The sequence below is a fragment of the Stenotrophomonas oahuensis genome (assembly GCF_031834595.1).
In the GTDB taxonomy this organism is placed as follows: domain Bacteria; phylum Pseudomonadota; class Gammaproteobacteria; order Xanthomonadales; family Xanthomonadaceae; genus Stenotrophomonas; species Stenotrophomonas oahuensis.
On record NZ_CP115541.1, the window covers coordinates 2,521,795 to 2,545,092 of the forward strand.

A 23,298-nucleotide genomic window follows, 5' to 3' on the forward strand; every position below is an offset into this window, starting at 1 on the left:
CCTCAGAAAGGGGGGGTGCCGTAAAGGCCACGAACAAAGGCAAGAAGTGGTGCGCGACGGAGTTTGAGTTCGTCGCGGAGCCGCTCTACCGAGGGGTCTTGCGGGATCTGGTAGGCCGGCGACTCTGTTTCCGCGTGCATGAGGACGGCCGCAGCTGGAGGTGGGTCAAATTCCTCGGCGTCTGCGTCTGTGATCAGAGGCTCCGCCTCCTCCCACGTCGTCTCGACCTCGGAAATCACGGATTCGCAGGTCTGCTGTGCGGTGTGCAGAGGGCTGGAAGAAGACGAGGCGGAACTGACCAGGTTGCTCCACTCCACTGCGCCTGGCGGCAGAGGGCTGTGTGCGGGAGCGCGACCGGCGGACGCTCTGAAAGCGATCACCGCCAGGTCATCTTCGCCCAGCCACGAGCAGGCCATCTCGGCAAGGCCTGGAGACTGCTCCAGTCCGCGCCGGGAAAGTACGGATTGCCAATACGCAATCGCGGCGGGAATCGCCTCCTGCATTCTGGAAAGCATGGGTTGCGTGACCACGCGGGTCGCCGGGTCCTTCAAGCCGGACACGTACTGATGGGCCAGCGTGATATCCCTGAGGGCCAGGGAGAGCGGGGCGAATGCTCCGGCCAGCCGGTCGCGTACGGCATCTTCTGTCACCGGCTGCGTGCTTTCCAGCTGATCGAGCTGGTAGTTCGTATTGCAGATGGCGTGCAGCGTTGCAAAGCTCTGCATGTGCTTGACGGCTTGCAGAACGGGCAGGTGGCGATCCTTCCCCGCGAGAGGGTCGTGCGTCGAAGGCATGGATAAATGAGGATGCTCAGCTGGATCTCGCAGATGCGCCACTGCAGGATGGTGTTCTCCAAGAATGGTCGTTGCCAATGCGACGGTGTCATGGTCGTTCGCGCCGTGCGCAGTTATCAGGCGTCGTACCCAGTGGGCTTCGGCAGTGTGTCCGTCGGAAAGTGCAACCCCAAGTTCGTGCTTGAGCACGCTCTTCAGCTCGCCATCCTTCCGATTAGCCAGATACAGCAGTGCTTCATGGGTATCCTGGCGAAGGCAATTCAACCCCGCTGACGGATCCATACGTCGAGCGAGGCTCTGCTGTGAGACGTGGCGCGCGGGAACAATCCAATCCTGGACCGGGAAGGCATTCACCGCAGACCTCAGCGCAGCCGCAGCCATTTTGGGTGACATGCGATTCTCATAGGCCTGCCGAACCACGTTGGATAGACTGGTTGGTGCGGTGTTGCGCACTGCGCTCGGGAAGATGTTGGATAGCTTTCCGCCTATGAATGGGGCGAAGGAAGCAAAGGGTAACTTGGGCATATCTGTTTCAGTCAGATGGTAGGTGCAGCTTGGGGAGGCAGATGCCGCCGAGCTTGGCGAAGGGCTGGCGGCACAGCGATAAGATTGAAGACACTGTCGCTTCTGGTTGAGGCGCTGTAGAGCCACGCCCTGCGTGGCTGGGGGCGAGCAGGGTCGAAGCCACGCAGGGCGTGGCTCTACAGGGTTGAGATACTTGGCGCTGGATTAAGCGTTTACTGCAAGGAGGGGCGTGCGCCCTTGATCAGAGCAATACGCTCATCAAGCCAGGTGCTGACTGCTTCCTTGAGATCGCCTTCCTTCCAGTACTGGTCCACCCATAGTTCGATCTTCAGAATGCTCCGGAAGGCATGCCCCAAGGCGGCGTCATGAGGTGCCGGCGTCCTGATCGCGTCGATATCGAAGGTAATGCCGTACGTGTGGATGAACGCCCGGTACAGGCGCGTCCAGACCTCGTCCTCGTCAAAGGATGCATGCTTGTCGAGTAGAAGCTCCTGAAGAACGCCGGTCAGATGCCCATCTGGTGTAAGAAGCGCGTCCTGCAGCGCCTCTCCCCGATCCATACGAAGCCACTGGTCAGCGACGCGAAGCTCTTCCCATATGCCCACTGAAAGGCCATTCGCGAGATAGTCGTCCCATGCGCTGTTCGATCGGCTCATCCAGTAGTCCCGTGCAGCGCGGATATCGGCCTGGTAGTCATTCACCACTTCAGCGACGCGTGCTTCTGGCTCGCCCGTTTCGGGATCGCTCAGCGCATGCCAAAGCAACTCCATGCCCAACTCCGCATCCGCCAGGTCTCTGAACCCAGCCGTCATGAACGAATCGGGGAATTCCGGGGTCGCATTCGCAGCGTCCTGAATGTCAGTCGGAATGTGGTAAAGCCGGGCGAACTCGGCATTGGCTTCATCGTATTGCCCATCACGCAGCATGGCCTCCAGCCGCGAATCCAGCTGCCCGATGCCCAGCCATGACTCTGCCGTCCTCTGCACGGCAATGCTGCGCGCATCTGCAGGAATCTCCCTCAACGCCTCCCGCCTTTCCTTCTGGAAGTGGAGCATCGCTGCGTCAATCCGGGCATCGAACGCATCCAGCTTTGCCATGAGCTGGCCTTTGATGGTCGGGCTCTGGACCGTTCCCAACAGCTCGTGGATTTCGGCGATCACACGACTGGTGTGCGGCAGGCTGAAATAGTTGTTTCCATCATGACAGATAGGTTGGATTTCGCTCGCGATTCCTGCTCCATCAACGTCGGATGGTACGCCGTAGATGCGCAGGAACGCGGCGTCCAGCGCGCTCAATGCGGTGTCCGGAAGTTTCGCCATACCGCTGCCCGCCATGCGCGCGAACGCCTGGAGAACTGAGGATTCCCCGGTGATGTCGACACACTGCGTGCCGGGGTCGGGTGCCCCGCCCAGCGCATCCAGTGCGTGGCCGGAGATGCCGGTCTGGGCGTCCGGTGACTCATCGGGGTTGTAGTTGTTCCAATAGACACGGGTAAGCGCGTCCTGCTCGATAGTGACTTCCGTGCAGAACCGGGAAAGATGCTGGTTCAGGCTGCTGACCACGGAGTCGCTCAGTGTGCTGGCTCTTGCCTCGTTGCGCAGCACCTCAATCGCGAATGAGGCAGAGGAGATCGGTATGCCCCCAACCTGCGAGCTGGCCTCGCGCACACCAAGCTGGGCCAGATCTTTCCTGACCCGTTCCTCATTGGCGATGTGGAGCAGCTTGATGACCGACTTCACGGAGAGGGTCTGCTGTTGGCTCTTCTTGAACAGAGCGTCAGACAGCGTGTCCTTGCGGCTGATCATGTTGGGACGCAGCCAATGAACAATGGCGCGGGGGATGATGGATGGGGACACTGACGTTTACCTTGAATAGGGAAGGGGAGTGAGCACGGCCGCGGCGACTAGGCGTCGCCATGTCCAAGCCACGCCATCGCGACGTCCAGCTTGAGTGCATGCATCTCCAGTAGATCCGTCCGCACCGCAGGTGGCGGGTTCTCCGCCAGTCTTTTGGCCTCGGCGCGCCACCAGTTGCCCGCCTCCGTCAGATGCGTCTGATAGAGAGCGAGCGCCTGCTTCAGGTCGTCCTGCGCTTGACTCGGTCGCATCTGGTCCAGCCGGCGCGAGATGGCGGCGAGATCGTCAAGCCCCTCGTGCGGGCGTCGCAGCCCTTCCCTGAAGGGGTTGGCAAAGCTTGACAGCTCGAATCGAGGCATGCCGGAAGTGGTCAGGGTGATTCCGTAGCGACGCTCGAAGATGATGTCCAGCTTGTCGATCGTGGTGGTGGACACGCTCTCATTCAGAAGCTTGGTGGCAAAGGCTTCCTCCAGCGTCATCTTCCGCGTGTTGATGATCCTGCCGGAGTCGCCGAAGTAGACGCCGCCGGCCGTCGGCAGCTTCGTGAATGGAAGGTCGAAGCCAGCGAGAGAGCTTTGGTCGTACCTCGCGGATTCGGAGCCGGTATCCGATTCCCAGAAGATGCTGGAGCTCGAGTCGAACAGGTCGTCGACGTCGCCGGTGCTTTCGTCGTCGAGGAGATTGATGCTGCTCTTGCGCCTCGGTGGCTCGGTGCCGAAGCTGTCTACGGAGCTGTACGAAACGTCTGAGCCGGCCTCGGACACGTCATCAAGATCGGTACCCCTGCTCGTCGCGCCGATCAAGTTTTCGATCCGTTCGATCTCGGCTGCGCGCTCCAGGGTCGGTACTCGTTCCTGTTCTTTGGCCAGCTGGTCACGCTGGTTGCTCCAGTGTATCAACGTGTCGCTGACACGTGATTGCAGGTCGGCAAGCAGGCACAGCAGCGGAGCATCCGCAGGCTTGGCTGGGGGCGCGGCAACAGCATTCAGTACTTCTGAGAGCTCAGATTGTGCGAGCAGAAGTTTCGTTCCTTCCGTTGCTGGGCTCAGGGGCGGGAACTTTCCGTCTACGTAGATGGCATGTTTAGACGCGGATCGCTCAGGCAGCGCAAGCGTTGCAACGGCCCAGTCTTCAAGTTCCTTGAGCTGCGAGTCCTTAAGGCCATGGGTGTCGGCGGCTGCCTTGAATGCTTCCGTGATCTTCATCCGCGGCGTTTCGAGTGGCGTTGTCTGGGAATCGACGCCGGACGGGCCCCAGGCATGCATTTTCGGGGGCGTTTCAGCGGAGACTGCCAATTCAGCCAGCACGTTTCGAAGTGTCATGCCGCCAAGCCAGGTCGCGGCAAGTTCCATTTCGGTGCGATTGCCGTCGCTCTTTGCTTGCTCCAATCGTGACTGCCAGTAGCCGACGCCGCTGGCGGCTTGTCTCTGGAAATCAGTGATCAGCCATTGAAGTTCTGCGCGTGCGTGCTTCCCTCGTGTTTGCAAGGCGAGGTTTTCCACGTACTCAAGTTCACGTCCTGCGGATTGGAACCCTTTGAACCCGCTGCTGCGAAGGGCGGTCAACTGCTGCGCCGCCGTGCCATCACTCTTGTTGTACGTTGACAGCTTGAACTGGGCATTGGCGATACGCTGCAGTTCGCCAATCGAGTTGCTCGACAAAAAGGTGTTGTAGCGTTTCTTCGCGACAGCCGTTTCGAGACTGTCGTCCGTCTTGATACGGCCCTGCATCAGGGCCCGTAATCCGTCGATCGGGTGGAGATGCTGAATTCGTACAGCAATGCGGAGCAGGTCCATGGGGATCTTGAGCCTTCACGTGGGGTGCGAAGTGTCAAGCGAATGGCCGCCCAAGACTTTCAGTTTTCAACTATTCCTATGGGAGTTGCGTCACCCCGTAGAGCCACGCCCTGCGTGGCTGCGCAACGCCCGCACGCGTTCAGCCGCGCTGGGCGTGGCTCTACGTTGCGGGGTGGAAGCGTCAGCTTCTGTCGCACTTCACCTTGGGGGCGAGGGCCTTGCGCCAGATCGCATAGCCCTCGGGCTTCATGTGCAGCATGTCTTCGCGGAACAGGCTGGCCTTGGGTTGGCCGTCCTTGCCCAGCATCGGGGTGTAGATGTCGGTGAAGCCGGCATGCGGCTGGCCCTTCAGCGCCTCGCGCACCAGTGCGTTGGCTTCCTGCACGGCCGGCAGCAGGTTGGCGCGTGACGGGCTGGGCTTGATCGAGATCACTTCCACCGTGGTCTGCGGCAGGTCCTGGTGTACGCGCTTGACGAAGGCCACGGTGTCATCGCGCACCTGCTGCGGGCTGCGGCCGCTGTTGAGGTCGTTGTCGCCGGCGTAGAAGAACACCTTGCAGGGGGCGTACGGGGTCACGATGCGGTCGGCGTACCAGGTGCTGTCGCGCACTTCCGAGCCGCCAAAGCCGCGGTTGAGCAGGTTTTTGCCGGGGAAATCTTTGGCCAGAGTGTCCCAGAAACGGATCGAGGAGCTGCCGATGAACAGGATGCCGTGCTTCGGCGGCGGGTTGGCCAGGTCGGCTTCGGCGAAGTTCGCCATGTCCTGGGCCCAGGCCACATTGGAGACCTGCTCGGGGATCTGCGGCTGTGTGCGCGGGCTGAGCGCGGCGACGGGCAGGGCGGCAGTGAGGGCCAGGGCGAGCAGCAGGGGGCGGGTGCGGCGGTGGTTCATGAACATCTCCGGTTTTCAGGCACCCCCATGGTACGTCGGGAGGCCATCCCGTCCTTGTGGCAAAATGGACGATTCATTGTCGCTTCCCGCCTCACCCATGACCCTTACCCGCCGCAACCCCACGGATGGAGCTGTTTCGCATGCCTGACGCCTTCGGTCATATGCCGCGCGGCCCCAAGCGCATCTTCAAGGCAGCGGTGTGGTCCTGGCAGGGCCTGCGGGCGGCCTGGCTGCACGAGTCCTCGTTCCGGCTGGAGGTCTACCTGCTGGTGGTGCTGGCCCCGGTCGCACTGTGGCTGGGCCAGACCCCGGTGGAACGGGCGCTGATGATCGGCTCGATGCTGCTGGTGCTGGCGATGGAGCTGGCCAACTCGGCGATTGAGGCGGTGATCGAGCGCTATGGTCCGGAGATCCACGAGCTGGCCGGCCGCGCCAAGGACATGGGCTCGGCGGCGGTGTTCGTGCTGATGATGAACGTATTGCTGTGCTGGGGCCTGGTACTGGCTCCGCGCCTTTTCTGACGCGCCCCCAGGCGTCATTCCCCTTTGTAAGGATGTGTGTCCATGTTTGTTGAGCTGCTGTCCGATCCCAACGTCTGGTTGACCCTGCTGACCCTGAGCGCGCTGGAAATCGTGCTCGGCATCGACAACCTGGTGTTCATCTCCATCGCGGTGAGCAAGCTGCCGGAGCATCGCCGCCCGTTCGCGCGCAAGCTGGGCATCGCGGTGGCCTGCATCACCCGTATCGCCCTGCTGGTGTCGCTGGCGTACCTGGCGCACATGGAAGCCAACCTGTTCACCGTGGCCGGCATGGGCATCTCCATCCGCGACCTGGTGCTGATCCTCGGCGGCCTGTTCCTGATCATCAAGGGCGGCATGGAAATCCGCGAGCTGATCACCGGCGGTGAAGACGAAGACCCCACCACCACCAAGGCCTCGGCGGTGTTCGGCATGGTGATCGCGCAGATCGCCGTCATCGACATCGTGTTCTCGCTGGACTCGGTGATCACCGCGGTCGGCATTGCCGACCACATCCCGGTGATGGTCGCGGCCATCCTGCTGTCGGTGGCAGTGATGCTGCTGGCGGCCAACCCGCTGGGCCGCTTCATCGACGCCAACCCGACCGTGAAGATGCTGGCCTTGGCTTTCATCCTGCTGATCGGTGCGGTGCTGATCCTGGACGGTCTGGACGTGCACGTGCCCAAGCCCTACATCTACGCCGCGATGGGCTTCTCGGTGCTGGTGGAATGGCTGAACCTGCTGATGCGCCGTCGCGCGGTGGCGCACAACGTGCCGGGTGCGGGTAACTGGTGACCTGACCCATGTGCCGACCAACGGTCGGCACCTACCGACGGGTTGGACCGTCCGCCGGGTTGGACCGTCCGCCGGGTAGGTACCGACCGTTGGTCGGTACCCGCGACACAACAAAGGGCCGCCCACTGGGCGGCCCTTTGCCATTACGGGGAATTAACCCCATTCATGGAATCCTCCGGCCCGCAAACCCCTGAATCCGGAGCCGGTCATGCAATCGTTCACCCGAATGATGTTCCTGGCCACCCTTGCCGTGTTGTTGTCCGGCTGTGGCTACAACTCCATCCAGCAGAAAGATGAACAGGTAAAGGCGGGCTGGGCCGAAGTGCTCAACCAGTACAAGCGCCGCGCCGACCTGATCCCCAACCTGGTGCAGACCGTGGAAGGCTATGCCAACCAGGAACGACAGGTGCTGACCGACGTCACCAACGCCCGTGCCCGCGTGGGGCAGATGAACGTCAACGCCAACGATGCCGAGTCGCTGAAGCAGTTCCAGGCCGCCCAGGGCGAGCTGAGCGGGGCGCTGTCGCGGCTGCTGGTGGTGACCGAGAACTACCCGAACCTGAAATCCGACCAAGGTTTCCGCGACCTTCAGGCGCAGCTGGAAGGCACCGAGAACCGCATCACCGTGGCGCGCGGCCGCTACATTCAGCTGGTGCAGGATTACAACACCTACATCCGCTCGTTCCCGCAGCTGATCACCGCCAAGATCTTCGGCTATGACACCAAGCCGAACTTCACGGTGGAAAACGAGGCGCAGATTTCGCAGCCGCCGGCAGTGAAGTTCGGCAATCAAGCGCCGGCACCCGCTCCTGCTCCGGCCCCGCAGCAGCAGGCCCCGCCGCAACCGGCGAACTAAGTCGATGATGGCGCTCCGGCTGCGTGCACCGACGGGGTGGCTGGCACTGTGCCTGGCCCTGCTGTGGCCGGTCGCCGCAGCGTGGGCGCAGAATCCGGCCGCCATTCCAGCGATGGACTCGCCGGTGGTCGACACCACCGGCACCCTGGATGCGGCCAGCAAGCAGGCGCTGATCGACCAGGCGCTGGCCCTGCAGCAGCGCAAGGGCAGCCAGCTGCAGATCCTGATGGTGCCCAGCACCGCGCCGGAAGACATCGCCCAGTACACCCAGCGGGTGTTCGAGCAATGGCAGATCGGCCGCAAGGGCGTGGATGACGGCGTGCTGCTGGTGGTGGCCAAGGATGACCGCCGGGTACGCATCGAACCGGGCTATGGGCTGGAAGGGGCGATCCCGGACGCCATTGCCAACCGGGTGATCCAGGAATACCTCGCCCCCAAGTTCCGCAACAACGACTATGCCGGCGGCCTGACCGACGCCACTGGCGCGCTGGTCAAGCTGATCGACGGCGAGGAGCTGCCTGCGCCAGTCAGCGACCACCGCACGCGTGGAGAAAGCAGCGGAGATATCTGGCCGGTCGCGCTGATGATCGGCTTCTTCGTCGGTACCTTCCTGCGCACCCTGCTGGGCGGTCTGCCACGCCCGCTGCGGGCCCTGCTCGGTGGCGGCGGAGCGGCAGTGGCCGCATTCCTGTTCACCTCGCTGTGGCTGGCCAGTGGCGTGGCCGGGGTGATCGGTCTGCTGATCAGCCTGTCCTCGGGCCGGGCCGGCCGCTTTGCCCGCAACACCGGCTGGGGCGGTGGTGGCTGGGGTGGGGGCGGTGGGTTTGGCGGCGGTGGGGGCTTCGGCGGCGGAGGCGGCTGGGGCGGTGGCGGTGGGCGATCGGGAGGCGGTGGTGCCTCGGGGGGCTGGTGATGCGCGCATGGCGGCACTTCTGGGCTCCGTCGGTACACCGGGCCTTCCCGGGCGAGCGCCTGCAGGCGATCACCGAGGCGATCACCGCCGGCGAGCAGCACCACGGCGGACAGGTGATGTTCGCCGTGGAGGCCGACCTGCCGTGGTCGGCGCTGTGGCAAGGGGTGACCCCGCGTGAGCGCGCCGAACATGCGTTTGCCCAGCTGCGCACCTGGGACACCGAGCACAACAACGGCGTGCTGATCTACCTGCTGCTGGCCGACCACGCCATCGAGCTGGTGGCCGACCGTGGCCTGCGCGGCAAGGTCGGCGAAGACCAGTGGCAGGCGGTGTGCGAACACATGCAGCAGCAGCTGCGCGAAGGGGCCGTGCAGGATGCTGTGTTGCGGGCGGTGGGCGAGGTCTCGGACCTGTTGGCGCGGCACTATCCGCCCGGCAGCGGGTCCAAGGATGACGGGCTGCCGAATACGCCCCAGCTGTTGTAGCCCGCGGGCGGACAGCGGGGCGGCGGGCGGCCGTAGAATACCCGCTGACCTGCAAGGCGCTGCCCATGATCTATTTCCACGACATCGACCCCATTGCCATCTCGCTTGGGCCGGTCCAGGTGCACTGGTACGGCATCATGTACCTGCTGGGCTTCATTGCCGCCTGGTGGCTGGGCCGCAAGCGCATCGCCGCCGGCCGCCTGCCCGGGGTGGATGCGAACGGGTTCTCCGACCTGCTGTTCTACGCGATGCTGGGCGTCGTGCTGGGCGGGCGCATCGGCTACATGCTGTTCTACGCGCTGGGCGATTTCCTGCACAACCCGCTGCTGCTGTTCAAGGTCTGGGACGGCGGCATGAGCTTCCACGGTGGCCTGTTGGGCGTGCTGTTTGCGTGCTGGTACTGGTCACGCAAGCATCGCCTGCACCTGTTCGATACGCTGGACTTCATGTCGCCGCTGGTTCCGCTGGGCCTGGGCTTTGGCCGGCTGGGCAACTTCATCGGGGCCGAGCTGTGGGGCAAGTACACCGACGGCACCTGGGGCGTGGTGTTTCCCAGTGGCCTGCCGGCCCCGTTCAACCAGATGGATCTGGCCACGTTGAAGGCGGAGTACGCCACGGGCGCGCTGAATCAATACGCGCGGCACCCGTCGCAGCTGTATGAAGCGCTGCTGGAAGGGCTGGTGATGTTTGCGGTGCTGTGGGCGGTGTCGGCCAAGCCGCGCCAGCGTTACCTGGTGTCGGGCCTGTTTGCGTTGCTGTATGGCGTGTTCCGTTTCGCGGTGGAGTTCGTGCGCATGCCCGACAACGGCGTGTACCTGGCGTTCGACTGGTTCACCCGCGGGCAGCTGCTGAGCCTGCCGCTGGTAGCGTTCGGCCTGGTGCTGCTGGTGCTGTCGCGCCGCGCACCCGTGCTGCAGCCGGTGGCCCCGCCGGCGTCTGCTGAGGGAAGCAAGGCATGAAGGCGTATCTGGATCTGCTGGAGCACGTGCTGGAGCACGGCAGCGAGAAGTCCGACCGCACCGGCACCGGCACGCGCAGCGTGTTCGGCTGGCAGATGCGCTTCAACTTGAATGATGGTTTCCCGCTGGTCACCACCAAGAAGCTGCACCTGCGTTCGATCATCCACGAGCTGCTGTGGTTCCTGAAGGGCGACACCAACATCGGGTACCTGAAGGACAACCAGGTTCGCATCTGGGACGAGTGGGCCGATGAGAACGGCGACCTGGGCCCGGTGTACGGCAAGCAGTGGCGCAGCTGGGCAACCGCCGATGGCGGCAGCATCGACCAGATGCAGTGGCTGGTGGAAGAAATCAAGCGCAACCCGGATTCGCGCCGGCTGGTGGTGAGTGCGTGGAACGTGGGCGAGCTTTCACAGATGGCGCTGATGCCGTGCCACAACCTGTTCCAGTTCTACGTGGTGGACGGCAAGCTGAGCTGCCAGCTGTACCAGCGCAGCGGCGACATTTTCCTGGGTGTGCCGTTCAACATTGCCAGCTATGCGCTGCTGACCCACATGGTGGCGCAGGCCACTGGGCTGGGCGTGGGCGACTTCGTGCATACGCTGGGTGATGCGCATCTGTATTCGAACCATTACGATCAGGCGCGCGAACAGCTGGGTCGCGAGCCGCGCGCGCTGCCGAAGTTGTGGTTGAACCCGGAAGTGAAAGACCTGTTCGGGTTCCAGTTCGACGACATCCGCATTGACGGCTACGATCCGCACCCGGCAATCAAGGCACCGGTGGCAGTGTGAAGCTGTCGATGATCGTGGCGCTGGATCGCCAGCGAGGCATTGGCCGTGACAACGACCTGCCGTGGCGCTTGCCGGACGACCTGCAGCACTTCAAGGCGTTGACGCTGGGCAAGCCGGTGCTGATGGGCCGCAAGACCGCACTGTCACTGGGCCGGGCGCTGCCGGGGCGTACCAACCTGGTGCTGACCCGCAGCGGCCAGGTGCCGTTCGCCGGCATGCGTGCGGTGGCGTCTTTGCAGGAAGCGCAGGCGATTGCGGAAGGCGAGGGTGCGGAGGAGCTGTGCGTGATCGGCGGCGGCGAGATCTTCGCGCAGCTGCTGGATCAGGCGGATGCACTGCACCTGACCTGGGTGGACGCGGAGGTGCACGCCGACGTGCATTTCCCGGAGATTGATCCGGCGCAGTGGACCGAAGTCTCGCGCAAGCACCACCCCGCCGATGCGCGCCATGAGTACGCATTCGACTTCGTCGATTACGTTAAAGCATCGTAGGACCAGGCCCTGCGTGGCTGCTGCTGGATTCACGCGAACAACCCCGGTTCACTGCATCCCTGGTCTGGTGGGCCGGGGTAGGTTTGCGGGACAGGCCGTAAACCCTTCCATGGTCTTCCACCCGCAATTCGGCCATGTCATTGGAATGGGGTCTTTCAGCATGTGCTGAAAGCATGCGCCCCAGTGAAACCCCGCTCGGCAGTAGCGAGATCCGGAACATCGCGCTGCGAATCGAAGGCGAAGATGCGAGCCGCGCGACGTGCAGGTTTGCCTTCTGAGACTGTCGCTTCAGTCCCTTCCATTTTTACTGTGGCCGCGCAACGATTTAAGGACGTCCACATTCTTGAGAGGTTTTCAGCATGAGTCTTGGCAAGTCCAGAAAGTCCAGGGAGAAGCTTGCAGATACGCCGATGACCATGTCGGGGGCGCTTGCCGTCGCGTGTGCAACAGCGACGTTTCTTGCCCCCATGGGGATTGTCATCAATCAGCATCTGAAGGGCGAGCCGATAGATGTATTCGCCTTGTTTCCGGTAGCCCCCAGTACAGCAGCGTTGTTTGTTGTCCTCTACACGGCGGCGTGTGTGCTCATCATGTGGTCGCGAAGAGCGGCCTTCAAGATCTACGATTCGCTCTATCCAGAGCAATAGGGAAGGTCAACAAACGATTGGAGAGTCGAGCCGGGCAGTGTCCGGCTCGACTCCGAACCCTATACTCGGAGGCCTATGGCCCGCAGAAGCGTGTCGACCTGCAGAAAGGCGTCTTGTTGCCACTGCTCGGGCGTGTTGTCGCCCAGTGCATGGGTCTGTTCGATAAACTGCCTTACGCAGGTAGGTCCATGTCCGTCGGGCGTGTCGAATTTTTCCGCAATGTGTCGAAATCCGCCGGCACCGCTTACCTGTTCGAGGACTGCTAGGCACTCTTTTGCAAGGGATTCCATCCCATCAGGGTAGTTTCGCACGCAGTAATAGATGTCGTACGCATCCTTGTGCTTGTATCGACCTGCCAATGCATGGCCCTTCATGGCCAGCAGCGCCGGGATGGAGCAAACGGCGACTTCCACTCGATTTGTACCACCATCGGGCATCGGACCCGTGACTGCGACCAGCTGGTAGTAGCGCATTGCCAGGTCGGCTCCATCCGCTCTCTGTACGGCAAAGTCTGATATCAGCGGTGGGTTGTTCCTGACGATGTTTGCGTCGCGCGGCATCAGGAAGTCCACGACAACCTGAATTGGTTTCTCAGCATCGGGTGCCGGCACGTCGCGGACCAACTGGAAGCGCCGGAGACTCTGACGCTGGGCGTAACCATGGCTTTGCAGAGCGCCGATCAATGTCGCGTACTCGCCGTCCCCGAGTGCTTCGGCGTTCAGTCCTATGTCCAGGTCGGTTGTGCCCACATGCGGCATCTCATCGTTTGCGATCAGCAGCCAAGGAACCGCGCCGCCAATGACAACAAATCTGCCTTTGAAGCTGCCGAGTACCTGTCCCATCTCAACAAGCACCGACTGGATGGCCTCGGTTGTTCTGCGGTTGTAGTCAGACGTTGATTGGGCTTCATTCAATGATGTTATCTGGTCCACGACAGTCGCTCCTGTCGGAGGAAGTCAGCTGCCTCCGCCCCGCGTTCTCCGCCAATGGAGAGGTCCAGGTAGGTTTGGATGAGATTGGTGCAGATGGCGCCAGGCACCGGCTCAATACTCTCCGTGAGCAGGCTCGGGTCTTTCGGCATGGTGACGATGACGTTCTCGCCTTTGGCCGTAGACGTGAGTTTCAATGCGGACTGGAGACGTCGCAGGCCCGACTCATCTGCGAAGAAGAAGTTCATGCCAATTCGTGCGTATGGACAGATCCAGTTGGCAGCCGAATACGAAGCAAGGACGGCGTGGCCAACTGGGTTCGCAACACCCAATGCACTTCTGACCGCGTCTTCGAATGCACGTCCGTGCAGAATGGTGTGGAAACGCAGCTTCTGACCAGCGGGAGCGGTGTAGCTGTCACGCCACGTATCCAGCAATGCGTCGGGGTCCCTCAACGCAAAGCCCTGATTCGAGGCGCGCGCCAGCTCACGATCCAATAGGGCCGCGCGCACGTTGCTCACGTGACCAAGGCTGACGCCGGAATGCGCAGATAGCTCGGCGACCCGCCACACCCGCGAAGGCTCGCGAAGCATGGCACGGAGCACCTGGCCGGATTTTGGCTTGAACAGCGACTTCAGTCCGCGGGTCTCTGCCACGGCTTGGTGTGGCTCATGTCGTTCGATGAAAATGCCGCGAAATGCGAGGTGGGTATTTCCCTCCAGATCCATGTAGTTGACGCCGCTCTCCAGACACTGCTGCTGTACCGCCGGCGAAATGTAGGGCGCAATGAAAATCGCAGTAGCGTCTGCACTCTGCTGCGTCAGGTAATAGCGAAGCTTATGCAGCGCAGCTCGCGCATAGCGTGGCTGCCCGTTCGCGACGCGCTCGCAGATAAGGCGGTGCGCGTGGCCGTCTACCCGAAGCTCGACGACAAGGTCGGCCGCGTCGGCCGCGCGATTGGGGTGGCTGACGGCACTCAGCACTTGAACGAACGGAATTCTTTCCAGCAGCGTGCGGAGAGCAGCCAAGCTCCGGTGTTCTGTCGTTTTCACTGGAAGGGCCTCTTTCAGCGTTTGCTGAAAGTACCATGGTTGGTGAAACTGACGTGTGGAAGCGTCGGTTTCTATTTGATTCAACAACTTACAAGCCTCCTTTTCAGCGGTCCCACGATGCCCGCCCGAGGGCGGGCAGGGGTGCCTAGCTCACGGGCGTGGTGTGTGCCTGGTATTTCCAATGCAGCGTTTCTGTTCTTCCGTGGGCTCATCGATCGTCAGCAGGATTGCCCGGGGTCCATCGGTAATGAAGTACTCCGCACCCACGTTGCCACCCGATTTGCACATCCACATCCCTTTGAGTTTCGTGCAGGGGATCAACGGATCATCGGGGTGTTGTTCGTCACGCAGGTGGGTGAGCGCCTCTACGCGCACACGGCGCGGTTTGCGGCAGTGGTAGACGATGCGGGGGCGGGCGGGGGCTTTGTTGTTGGATGTCATACGTAGGCTCCAAGGTGCACCTCCCCCGCCAGGATGGCGGGGGAGCCGGGAGGTTGAAAGCCGGTACGAAACGAACAAACAGAGTTCCGGTACAGCGTATTCCCACGAGGGTGTTGTATTCCGCCACCCTCCCGGCGCTGGACGCATCTTGTTCGTTTCGTAGAGCTTTCAAACTCTGGTGCCCACCATGCGGACAAACGCACGATAGCGGAATTCGATTTTCTCTATCGCGCAGATTGAAGTGACGCGTTCGACCAGGCGAAACGACGCATTGGGCACGGAGTGGGTGGAATTCGTTGCGGGGCAAGGGATTCAATAGTGTGATGCGCGTCGCGGTTTGTGCGGGGTGGGTTTTTCAGTGCGGTGCAGTGACCGTTTGTGATTCGTCGTTTTTGACATGCGGTGCGCGTGGTGAGGGTGTGCGCGGTTTCGATGGGTGCATGTCGGTACCGGATGTGGGAAGTGTGCGTGCGGTCGTCTTGCGACCAACCCTACCGGTCAGAGATTTTGCAGAAGACAGAATCGCGTGGTCGCATGCGGAGACGACGCATTTGATTTCCCATGGCCACCGACCATCTGTCGAAGGTGGGGCGGGGTGGGTTTGCGGGACCGTAGAAAACATGGATGTTTTCTACGAGCCCCCATGGATGGGTTTACGGCGTGTCCCGCAAACCCACCCCGGCCCGCCCAAACACGGGAACCGATGACCAAAGGCTGTTTGCCCAGAGCCAACAGCAGCCGGGCAAGCCCGGCTCTACGTGGTCTGCAAGCTGGGCCGGTAATGGCCGATGATGGTGTGCGCGAACAGCAGGTTCTCTTCGCGGGTGCCGCGTGCGATGTTGTGCAGGATCAATGGCGTGCCATCGCTGGCGCGGCGGTCGGAGACGATGCCGACGTGCAGCAGGCCGCTGCCGCTCAGCTTCCACGCCACGATGTCGCCGGCAGCGAAATCACTTGCCTCGGCCGACGTTGACTGCTCCCAGCCCTGGCGCTCGAACCAGCGCATCAGGTTCGGCACACGGCGGTGGTCAATGTTCCGGTCCGGGCGGGTCAGGCCCCACAGCGACGGATAACTGCTGAAATCCGCGCGCATGTCGTCATGGATGCGTGCCTGCAGGTCCAGACCCTGCTCGCGCAACGCACGCACGATCACATCCGTGCATACACCGCGATCTTCCGGCACGTCGCCGCCCGGATAACCCAGCACCACGTAGGCCGGGTCGTACAGCACGGTGCGCCCGATCTGCGCGCGGGCCGCCGCTACCAGTGGCGGTGATGCCACCACTGGCGATGCCGTGATTGAAGGTGCGGCGTCCGTGGAGGCATCTGCCGCGTCCGGTGCAGGACTGCGTTGGCAGCCCCCCACCAGCACCATCCAGATGCCCATCACCAGTGCAACGTCCCTATTGCCCATCTGAAGCTCCCTTTTGATTTATGCCGTGGCCGGTGGCGTGCCGCCGTCGTTGCCGCCCGATTCGCGCGGCGGACGTTGCTGCTGGCCTTGTTGCTCGCGACGGGGGCCACGGCGGCGTTGTCCGCGCGGACGCCCCTGCGGCTGCCCGTTGCCACCGCCACCGCCTTCGCGGCGCGGCTGCGGCGGACGCGGCGGTGCTTCCGGCTTCGGCACGTCGCGGCCCGGTACCTGCACCACGCGCAGTTCGTCGGTGTCCAGCTGCAGTGCGGTCAGCTTGCCGCCCCACACCGCGCCGGTATCAATGGCGTGCACGCCCTGGGTGATTGTCAAACCCAGCGCCGACCAATGGCCGCAGACGACCTTCAGGTCGCGCTCGACCCGGCCCGGTACCTCGAACCACGGGTATAAGCCCTGCTCCTGGGTGCCCGGCGTGCCCTTGTCTTCAATGCCGATCCGCCCGCGCGGCGTGCAGTAACGCATGCGCGTGAGGATGTTGATGATCGCCCGCGAACGGTCGTAGCCGGTCAGGCCCGGTGACCAGATCGGCTTGTCGCCGTACATGTTGCGGAACAGCTTGCGGTAGCCATTGCCGTGCAGCTGCGCTTCCACTTCACGCGCATGCTTCTCGGCCAGCTGCGTGGTCCACTTCGGGGCCAGCCCCGCGTGCACCATCATCCAGCCCAGCTCGCGGTCCACGTGCACCAGCTTCTGCAGACGCAGCCAGTCCAGCAGCACGTCGCGGTCTTCCGCCTGCACCACCCGCAGCAGGTCCGGGTTGACCTTGCGTTGCTCTTCTTCGGTGCGTGCACCGACAGCGAGCAGCGACAGGTCGTGGTTGCCCAGCACCACCACGCTGCTCTCGCGCAGCGAATGCACCAGCCGCAGCGTTTCCAGGGATTGCCCGCCGCGATTCACCAGGTCGCCGCAGAACCACAGCTTGTCCACCGCCGGGTCGAAGCGGATCTTCTCCAGCAACCGCTGGGTGACCTCATAGCAGCCCTGCAGGTCGCCGATGGCCCAGACACTCATGCGTGCGCCTCCGTCAGTGCAGTGTGCGTGGAATGGCCAGAACGAACGGCTCGATGGTGGCCGCGAACTCGGTGCCATCGTCGGCCACCATGTCGTAATGGCCCTGCATCGTGCCGTGCTCGGTTTCCAGCATGACACCGGAGGTGTAACGGAACTCTTCACCCGGGCGCAGCCGCGGCTGCTCGCCCACCACGCCTTCCCCGTCCACCTGTTCCACCCGGCCGTTGCCGTCGGTAATGCGCCAGTGGCGCGCGACCAGACGCGCGGGCACCTGGCCTTCGTTGTGGATGCGGATGCTGTAGGCGAACGCGTAGCGTCCGTCCTCCGGCGTGGACTGGTCATCGAGAAAGCGGGGGGCCACCTCCACCGAGATGGCGTGTTTTTTTGCTGCGTCAGTCATACGGGCAGTGTAGAGGGTGTTTCAGGCTTCCGCGCGCGGCACGTTGGCCAAGGCGATGAATTGCGCCACTTCCAGCTGTTCGGCACGGGCATCGCTGCGCACGCCGGCGGCTTCAAACTGCTCGGGCGTGACCACGCCATTGAGCGCGTTGCGCAGCGTCTTGCGGCGCTGACCGAAGGCGGATCTGACCACTTCGGCGAAGCGCTTGCGGTCAATGATGCCCACCGTGGCCGGGTCGCGCGGCACCAGCCGCACCACCGCCGAGTCCACCTTCGGCGGCGGCCGGAACGCACCCGGCGGCACCACGAACAGCGAGCTCACCTTGCACCACGCCTGCAGCATCACGCTCAAGCGGCCATAGACCTTGCTGCCGGGGTCGGCGGCCATGCGGTCCACCACTTCCTTCTGCAGCATGAAGTGCATGTCGCGGATCACCGCCGCATGCTCCATGGCATGGAACAGGATCGGCGAGGAAATGTTGTAGGGCAGGTTGCCGACCAGGCGGATCTGGCCACCGGCGGCGAGCTCGGTGAAGTTCACCTGCAGCACGTCGCGGTGCACGATGGTCAGCTCGCCCAGCGGTTCGGCGGCGGCAGTCAGCGGTGCGATCAGGTCGCGGTCGAACTCGATCACGGTCAGGCGCGGGTGGCGGCGCAGCAGCGGCAGGGTGATCGCACCCTGGCCCGGGCCGATCTCGACCAGACGGTCGTCGTCCTTCGGGTTGACGGCCAGCACGATCTTGTCGATATAGCTGCGGTCGGCCAGGAAGTGCTGGCCGAGCTGCTTTTTGGCCGGGGCGGTGAAACCCGGGGCCGAGGGGGAATGCGAAGAAGTCATACGCCCATTTTACGTTGAGCGGCCAGCCGGGCGCACAGCGCGGTGGCGGCCAGCAGGCTGGAAGGGTCGGCAATGCCACGCCCGGCCAGATCCAGCGCGGTGCCGTGGTCCACGGCCACACGCGGGTAGGGCAGGCCCAAGGTGATGTTGACGGCCTGCTCGAAGCCGCTGTACTTCAGCACCGGCAGGCCCTGGTCGTGGTACATCGCCAGCACGGTGTCGAAACCGGCCAGCTTCTGCGGCAGGAAGGCGGTATCGGCCGGCAGCGGGCCGATCAGATCCATTCCCTCGGCGCGCAGGCGCTGCATGAGCGGGATGATGACGTCCAGTTCCTCGCGTCCCAGATGCCCGTCCTCGCCGGCGTGCGGGTTCAGTCCCAGCACCGCGATGCGGGGTGCTGCCAGGCCGAAATCGCGGCGCAGCGCGGTGTGCACGGTGCGCAGGGTCGCGGCCAGGGCGTCGGCGCTGATGGCGTCGGCGACGTCCCGCAGCGGCAGGTGGGTGGTGGCCAGCGCCACCCGCACGATGTCGTTGGCCAGCATCATCACCACCTTCACGCCGGCCTGGTCGGCCAGCAGTTCGGTGGTACCGCTGTAGGCAATGCCGCCCTGGTTGATCACCGCCTTGTGCACCGGGCCGGTGACCACCCCGTCCAAGCTGCCGTCCAGGCAGGCCTGGCCGGCCTGGTGAAGGGCACTGATCACTGCCGAGGCGTTGCTCGGATCGGCCTGGCCGAAGCGCGAAGCGGTGGCATTGGGCACGGCCCGCAAACGCAGATCGCCCGGCTGGCGGGCGATGGCGTGTTCAGGCAGCAACTGCAGGGGCAGATCCAGCGCGGCGGCGGCAGCGCGCAGGGTGTCCGGATCGGCGAACGCCAGCAGCTGGCAGTCGGTGCGCGGCAGTTGGATCAGCCGCAGGCAGAGTTCAGGACCGATGCCAGCGGGCTCGCCCGGTACCAGCGCGAGCTGCGGCAGCATCGGGGTGCCCTCAGGACTGCGGCGGGGTCGCCGCTGCGGCGGCGTCGCCCTGGCGCAGGTCGACGAAGGCTTCGCCACGAAGTTCCTGCAGGAAGCGGTTGTACTCTTCTTCCAGCTTGCGGCGGCCGATGGTTTCGCGGATCTGGGCGCGCTTGTTGTCAGCGCTGGCGTCGGTCTGGCGGGTTTCCACACGCTGCACGATGTGCCAGCCAGCGTCGGTGCGGAACGGCTGGCTGACGCCGCCGTCGCTGACGCCGGTGATCTGCTTGCCGAAGTCCGGGCCGAACGCATCGGCCGGGAACCAGCCGAGATCGCCGCCCTGGCCCTTGCTGTTGCTGTCTTCGCTGGACTCACGGGCCACGGCCTGGAAGTCCGCACCACCGGCAATGCGGGCCCGCAGGGTGTCGATCTTGGCCTTGGCGGCGGCGCTGTCCTGCTGGTCGCTGACCCGGATCAGGATGTGGCGGCCGTGGTATTCGGTGATGGTCTGGCCACCGCCGGCACTGGCGTTGGCGTCGCGCACTTCCACCAGCTTCAGCAGCTGGAAGCCGCTCGGGCCACGCAGCGGACCGACCACGTCGCCGGCCTTCATCTGGGTCATCATCTGCGCGAAGGCATTGGGAATTTCGTCCAGGGTGCGCCAGCCCAGGTCGCCGCCTTCCAGCGCGTTCGGGCTGTCGGAATAGCGCACGGCGGCCGCGTTGAAGTCCAGCTCACCCTTGTCCAGCAGGGCTTTGACGCCGTCGGCCTTCTTCTGGCCGGTGGCGATCTGGTCGGCGCTGGCCGCTTCGGGCAGGGCGATCAGGATGTGCGCCAGGTGGTACTGGGTGCCGGTGGTGGCTTCCTGCTTCAGCGCGGCGTCCACTTCGCCTTCGCTGACGCTGATGCGGCTCTGCGCGAAGCTCTGGCGCAGGCGCTGCACGGTGATTTCGTCGCGGACCGAGGCGCGGAAGTCATTGAAATCCACGCCGTCGCCGGCCAGCCGCTGGCGCAGCGCGTCGACGCTGGTGCCGTTCTGCTGGGCAATCGCGCTGATCGCCTGGTTCAGTTCCTGGTCGCCGACCTTGATGCCGCTGCTTTCGGCGCGGGCCACCTGCAGCTTGACCAGGACCAGACGCTCCAGCACCTGGCGGCGCAGCACGTCGTCCGGCGGCAGCTGGTTCTCACGCCCCGCGTACTGGGACTTGATGTTGGTGACGGCGCGGTCCAGCTCGCTCTGCAGCACCACGTCTTCATCGACGATGGCGGCAATCCGGTCCAGCGACTGGGTCTGCTGGGCCAGCACCTGCAACGGGGCGCTGACCGTGGTGACTGCCATCAGCGAAGCGAGAAGAACGGGAAGGGTCTTGGTCATGGGATCTGGTTCGGATCGTAGTCGTCGCGGGCTGCACCGGTATTGCTGGGCGGCACGAGATAGAGGTCGTCGCGGTAATAGCCGAGAATAGCACGGCGCAAGGTGCGGTCCGTGTTCTGGCCGATGGAGCTCAGGCCCTTGAGCACGAACTCGATCTGGAACGAGTTGTTCATCTCGCCCTCACGATTGCGCACGTAGCGGCGGGCCAGGGCGCGCACGGCCAGGCAGCAGCTGTCCCACTGCACGCCGCCGATGATTTCCAGCGGTTCCTTGTCGGCAATGGAGTAGTAGTAGCGGCCGACCAGGCTCCAGCGCTCGTTGATCGGGTACAGGAACGACAGGTCGGCCTGTTCCAGCAGGGTGCGATCTGCCTTGGAGGCATTGGCAGATGCGCCCGGATTGACGCGGTAGCGGTAGGTCAGGTTGACGATGCCGTCGTTGGACATCAGGTAGCGCGCACGCACGCTGGCCAGGTCCTCACGCTTGAGCTTGGGGTCCCACTGGTAGGTGGCCCCCAGGTTCCAGCGGTCGTTGATGGCGTAGTTGGCGTCGGCAATCCAGGCCGACTTGCCCTGTTCGACCACGGCGGCCTGGCCGGGCAGGGTCACCCGCGAGTCGTCGAAGTACAGAATCTGGCCGATGCTGCCGGAGAAGCGCTCGCGACCGGTGTCCTGGTCGATGAAGCGGGTGCTCAGCGCCATGGTCAGCTGGTTGGCGTCGTTCTGCCGGTCCGCGCCGGTGTAGCGCGAGTCGCGGAACAGCTGGCCCCAGCTGAAGGTGAAGTCACGGGTGTCGAAGATCGGCAGGTCGCTCTGGTCGCGGTACGGCGTGCGCAGGTAGAACAGGCGCGGCTCCAGCGTGTGCAGGAACGACTTGCCATTGATCTCGGTTTCGCGGTCGAAGAACATGCCGGCATCAAGGCTGACGATCGGCATGCTGCGGTGAGGCGAGGTGTCGCCCAGCAACTGCTCGGGCGTTGCGGTGGCGGGGTCGATGCCGGCGTCGATCAGGGCCTGACGCCGGGTCTGCTGGGCCAGCCCGCGGTCCAGCTCATACCCGGTGTAGCGGTAGGCCAGAGTGGGGGTGACGTACCAGGCTGCACCTGCGAAGGGCATGGTCACGTACGGCTTGACGTCCAGGCGCGAACCATTGAAATAAGGGCTGACCACGCCATTGCGCACGTACTCGCCGTCGGCGTCGATGATCTTCTGGTCCACATCATCATGGGTGAAGCGCACCGCTTCGGCGTACACCCCGGTCTCCAGCCACGACAGCACTGGCTTGTCCCAGGTGAAGAACGCACGCGGCTGGCGCGCGTAGGGCAGCGAGGCCTCGGTCAGGGTGTAGTCGGTCAGCTGCCAGCGGTCGGCCATCAGGCCGGCGGTCCAGGTTTCGCCGGTGCCGTAGATGCCGATCTGGCTCTGCAGGGTGGAGGTGGTGACGCCGATCAGCTTGCTGGAGAAGTCCTCCATGTAGCGCTCGTCGCTCACCCACGCCAGATTGGCGCGCGCCTGCCAATGCGTGTTGATGTTGTGGTAGCCCTCGTACTGCACCTGCCCGCGGTCCTTGTCGCGCAGTTTGTCGTTGGGCAGGTAGGCGGTCTGCAGTTCGCCGCGGCCGCCGTCGTACAGATAGCGGAACTCGTTGTCCAGCATGAAACCGCGCTTGCTCATGTAGCGCGGGGTCAGGGTGTCGTCGTAGTTCGGGGCGAGGTTGAAGTAGATCGGCTGGGCGTAGTCGAAGCCGTTGCGTCCGGACAGGCCGACCTCCGGGTACAGCAGGCCGGTCTGGCGGCGGTCGTCGATCGGGAACTTGAAGTACGGGGCCCACAGCACCGGCACCTTGCCGATGCGCAACACGGCGTTGCGTGCGGTGCCGAAGCCTTCGTCGTTGTCCACTTCAATCTGCGGGGCGGACAGCTTCCAGATCGGTTGCGAGGGGTCGCAGGTGGTGTAGGTGGAGCGGTGCATCTGGCCGACCGCGCCCTGCAGGTCGACCGATTCGGCCCCGCCGTGACCGCGACGATCGACCAGCTGGTACTGGATGTCGCTGATCTTGTGGGTGTCCGATTCCTGGTTGCCCTCGGCGCGCTGGGCGACCATGCGGAACGAGGAGTCCTGGTAGCGGACATTGCCCTCGGCAATGTAGTTGCCGCTTTCGGTATCGAAGCTCAGGTGGTCGGTGCCCAGGAACTGGTCGCCGCGCTTGAGGGTGACGTTGCCCTGGTACTGCGGCACGGTGGCGGTGCCGAACAGCTGGTTGCCTTCGATGTCGGTGGGCTGCTGGTCGCGCGTGGCGGCCGCTTCCTTGTCGGCCTTGGGGGCCTCTTCGAACACTGGCAGGACATCGGCGACCGGGCACAGGCCCCAGTTCAATGGCTTCTCATCGGCCATGGCAGGCAGGCAGATGGCGATGCTCAGGGGGAGGGGCAGCAGGCGGAGGGCTCGGCGCACGCGGGCTTCGGATTCGGGGGAAAACGGAGGGTAGCTTGCCCCATCGCTTGCATAGGGGCAATGAAGGGCGGTGGCGAAGCGGGGTTCAGGTTCA

At 63.9% G+C, this 23,298-nt stretch carries 23 protein-coding genes; 9 read left to right on the forward strand and 14 right to left on the reverse strand.

The annotated features are described in order from the left end of the window. Positions 1 to 2: 2 nt before the first annotated feature. The 4 genes from PDM29_RS11010 to PDM29_RS11025 form a co-directional block, all read right to left on the reverse strand. A complete protein-coding gene (locus PDM29_RS11010) occupies positions 3 to 1,319 on the reverse strand; it encodes a hypothetical protein (protein ID WP_311190214.1) in 1,317 nt (438 codons plus the stop codon). A gap of 212 nt (positions 1,320 to 1,531) precedes the next feature. Then, positions 1,532 to 3,175: a hypothetical protein gene (locus PDM29_RS11015; protein WP_311190215.1), complete on the reverse strand. Its 1,644-nt coding sequence runs from the start codon at positions 3,173 to 3,175 to the stop codon at positions 1,532 to 1,534. 47 nt (positions 3,176 to 3,222) lie between these two features. After that, on the reverse strand, positions 3,223 to 4,971 hold the full coding sequence (locus tag PDM29_RS11020; RefSeq protein ID WP_311190216.1) for a hypothetical protein: 1,749 nt from the start codon (positions 4,969 to 4,971) through the stop codon (positions 3,223 to 3,225). A 181-nt stretch (positions 4,972 to 5,152) separates the two neighbouring features. Continuing rightward, the gene (locus PDM29_RS11025; RefSeq protein WP_311190217.1) at positions 5,153 to 5,863 is read right to left on the reverse strand and encodes an SGNH/GDSL hydrolase family protein; all 711 of its coding nucleotides are present in this window, start codon (positions 5,861 to 5,863) and stop codon (positions 5,153 to 5,155) included. 140 nt (positions 5,864 to 6,003) lie between these two features. On the opposite strand from PDM29_RS11025, the gene PDM29_RS11030 reads away from it, so the two are divergent. The 9 genes from PDM29_RS11030 (at position 6,004) to PDM29_RS11070 (ending at position 12,318) form a co-directional block, all read left to right on the forward strand. Next, the gene (locus tag PDM29_RS11030; protein ID WP_311190218.1) at positions 6,004 to 6,384 is read left to right on the forward strand and encodes a diacylglycerol kinase; all 381 of its coding nucleotides are present in this window, start codon (positions 6,004 to 6,006) and stop codon (positions 6,382 to 6,384) included. A 42-nt stretch (positions 6,385 to 6,426) separates the two neighbouring features. Beyond that, positions 6,427 to 7,176 (forward strand): TerC family protein, encoded by a 750-nt coding sequence (locus PDM29_RS11035; protein ID WP_311190219.1) that lies wholly within the window; start codon positions 6,427 to 6,429, stop codon positions 7,174 to 7,176. A 208-nt stretch (positions 7,177 to 7,384) separates the two neighbouring features. Further along, on the forward strand, positions 7,385 to 8,032 hold the full coding sequence (locus PDM29_RS11040; protein WP_311190220.1) for a LemA family protein: 648 nt from the start codon (positions 7,385 to 7,387) through the stop codon (positions 8,030 to 8,032). A gap of 7 nt (positions 8,033 to 8,039) precedes the next feature. Next, entirely contained in the window at positions 8,040 to 8,945 is a 906-nt protein-coding gene (locus PDM29_RS11045; RefSeq protein WP_311193767.1) for a TPM domain-containing protein, read from the forward strand. After that, positions 8,945 to 9,430, forward strand: a complete 486-nt coding sequence (locus PDM29_RS11050; protein ID WP_311190221.1) for a TPM domain-containing protein — start codon at positions 8,945 to 8,947, stop codon at positions 9,428 to 9,430. Before PDM29_RS11045 ends, PDM29_RS11050 begins: the two co-directional genes overlap by 1 nt. Before the next feature lie 65 nt (positions 9,431 to 9,495). After that, on the forward strand, positions 9,496 to 10,389 hold the full coding sequence (gene lgt / locus PDM29_RS11055) for a prolipoprotein diacylglyceryl transferase (protein WP_311190222.1): 894 nt from the start codon (positions 9,496 to 9,498) through the stop codon (positions 10,387 to 10,389). After that, on the forward strand, positions 10,386 to 11,180 hold the full coding sequence (locus PDM29_RS11060) for a thymidylate synthase (protein WP_311190223.1): 795 nt from the start codon (positions 10,386 to 10,388) through the stop codon (positions 11,178 to 11,180). Before lgt ends, PDM29_RS11060 begins: the two co-directional genes overlap by 4 nt. After that, entirely contained in the window at positions 11,177 to 11,671 is a 495-nt protein-coding gene (locus PDM29_RS11065) for a dihydrofolate reductase (RefSeq protein ID WP_311190225.1), read from the forward strand. The genes PDM29_RS11060 and PDM29_RS11065 overlap by 4 nt, the downstream gene beginning before the upstream one ends. A 359-nt stretch (positions 11,672 to 12,030) precedes the next feature. After that, entirely contained in the window at positions 12,031 to 12,318 is a 288-nt protein-coding gene (locus PDM29_RS11070; protein WP_311190226.1) for a hypothetical protein, read from the forward strand. 59 nt (positions 12,319 to 12,377) lie between these two features. Here PDM29_RS11070 and PDM29_RS11075 read toward each other — a convergent pair whose 3' ends face one another. The 10 genes from PDM29_RS11075 to lptD form a co-directional block, all read right to left on the reverse strand. Beyond that, positions 12,378 to 13,250, reverse strand: a complete 873-nt coding sequence (locus tag PDM29_RS11075) for a nucleotidyl transferase AbiEii/AbiGii toxin family protein (RefSeq protein ID WP_311190227.1) — start codon at positions 13,248 to 13,250, stop codon at positions 12,378 to 12,380. Then, positions 13,238 to 14,386, reverse strand: a complete 1,149-nt coding sequence (locus PDM29_RS11080; RefSeq protein ID WP_311190228.1) for a hypothetical protein — start codon at positions 14,384 to 14,386, stop codon at positions 13,238 to 13,240. The genes PDM29_RS11075 and PDM29_RS11080 overlap by 13 nt, the downstream gene beginning before the upstream one ends. 63 nt (positions 14,387 to 14,449) lie before the next feature. Beyond that, entirely contained in the window at positions 14,450 to 14,740 is a 291-nt protein-coding gene (locus PDM29_RS11085; protein ID WP_311190229.1) for a hypothetical protein, read from the reverse strand. Positions 14,741 to 15,494: 754 nt separating this feature from the next. After that, on the reverse strand, positions 15,495 to 16,154 hold the full coding sequence (locus tag PDM29_RS11090) for a DUF1287 domain-containing protein (protein WP_311190230.1): 660 nt from the start codon (positions 16,152 to 16,154) through the stop codon (positions 15,495 to 15,497). Between the two features lie 18 nt (positions 16,155 to 16,172). Continuing rightward, positions 16,173 to 17,183 (reverse strand): symmetrical bis(5'-nucleosyl)-tetraphosphatase, encoded by a 1,011-nt coding sequence (locus PDM29_RS11095; protein ID WP_311190231.1) that lies wholly within the window; start codon positions 17,181 to 17,183, stop codon positions 16,173 to 16,175. A 13-nt stretch (positions 17,184 to 17,196) separates the two neighbouring features. Next, positions 17,197 to 17,583 carry a Co2+/Mg2+ efflux protein ApaG gene (apaG, locus tag PDM29_RS11100; RefSeq protein WP_311190232.1) on the reverse strand — a complete coding sequence of 129 codons (387 nt, stop codon included), beginning with the start codon at positions 17,581 to 17,583 and terminating at the stop codon, positions 17,197 to 17,199. A 21-nt stretch (positions 17,584 to 17,604) separates the two neighbouring features. Next, complete coding sequence (gene rsmA, locus PDM29_RS11105) at positions 17,605 to 18,420, reverse strand: 16S rRNA (adenine(1518)-N(6)/adenine(1519)-N(6))-dimethyltransferase RsmA (protein ID WP_311190233.1); 816 nt, start codon at positions 18,418 to 18,420, stop codon at positions 17,605 to 17,607. Beyond that, the gene (gene pdxA / locus PDM29_RS11110; RefSeq protein ID WP_311190234.1) at positions 18,417 to 19,397 is read right to left on the reverse strand and encodes a 4-hydroxythreonine-4-phosphate dehydrogenase PdxA; all 981 of its coding nucleotides are present in this window, start codon (positions 19,395 to 19,397) and stop codon (positions 18,417 to 18,419) included. Before pdxA ends, rsmA begins: the two co-directional genes overlap by 4 nt. A gap of 10 nt (positions 19,398 to 19,407) precedes the next feature. Continuing rightward, positions 19,408 to 20,751, reverse strand: a complete 1,344-nt coding sequence (locus PDM29_RS11115; RefSeq protein WP_311190235.1) for a peptidylprolyl isomerase — start codon at positions 20,749 to 20,751, stop codon at positions 19,408 to 19,410. After that, positions 20,748 to 23,204, reverse strand: a complete 2,457-nt coding sequence (lptD, locus tag PDM29_RS11120) for an LPS-assembly protein LptD (RefSeq protein WP_311190236.1) — start codon at positions 23,202 to 23,204, stop codon at positions 20,748 to 20,750. The genes PDM29_RS11115 and lptD overlap by 4 nt, the downstream gene beginning before the upstream one ends. Positions 23,205 to 23,298: the final 94 nt, after the last annotated feature.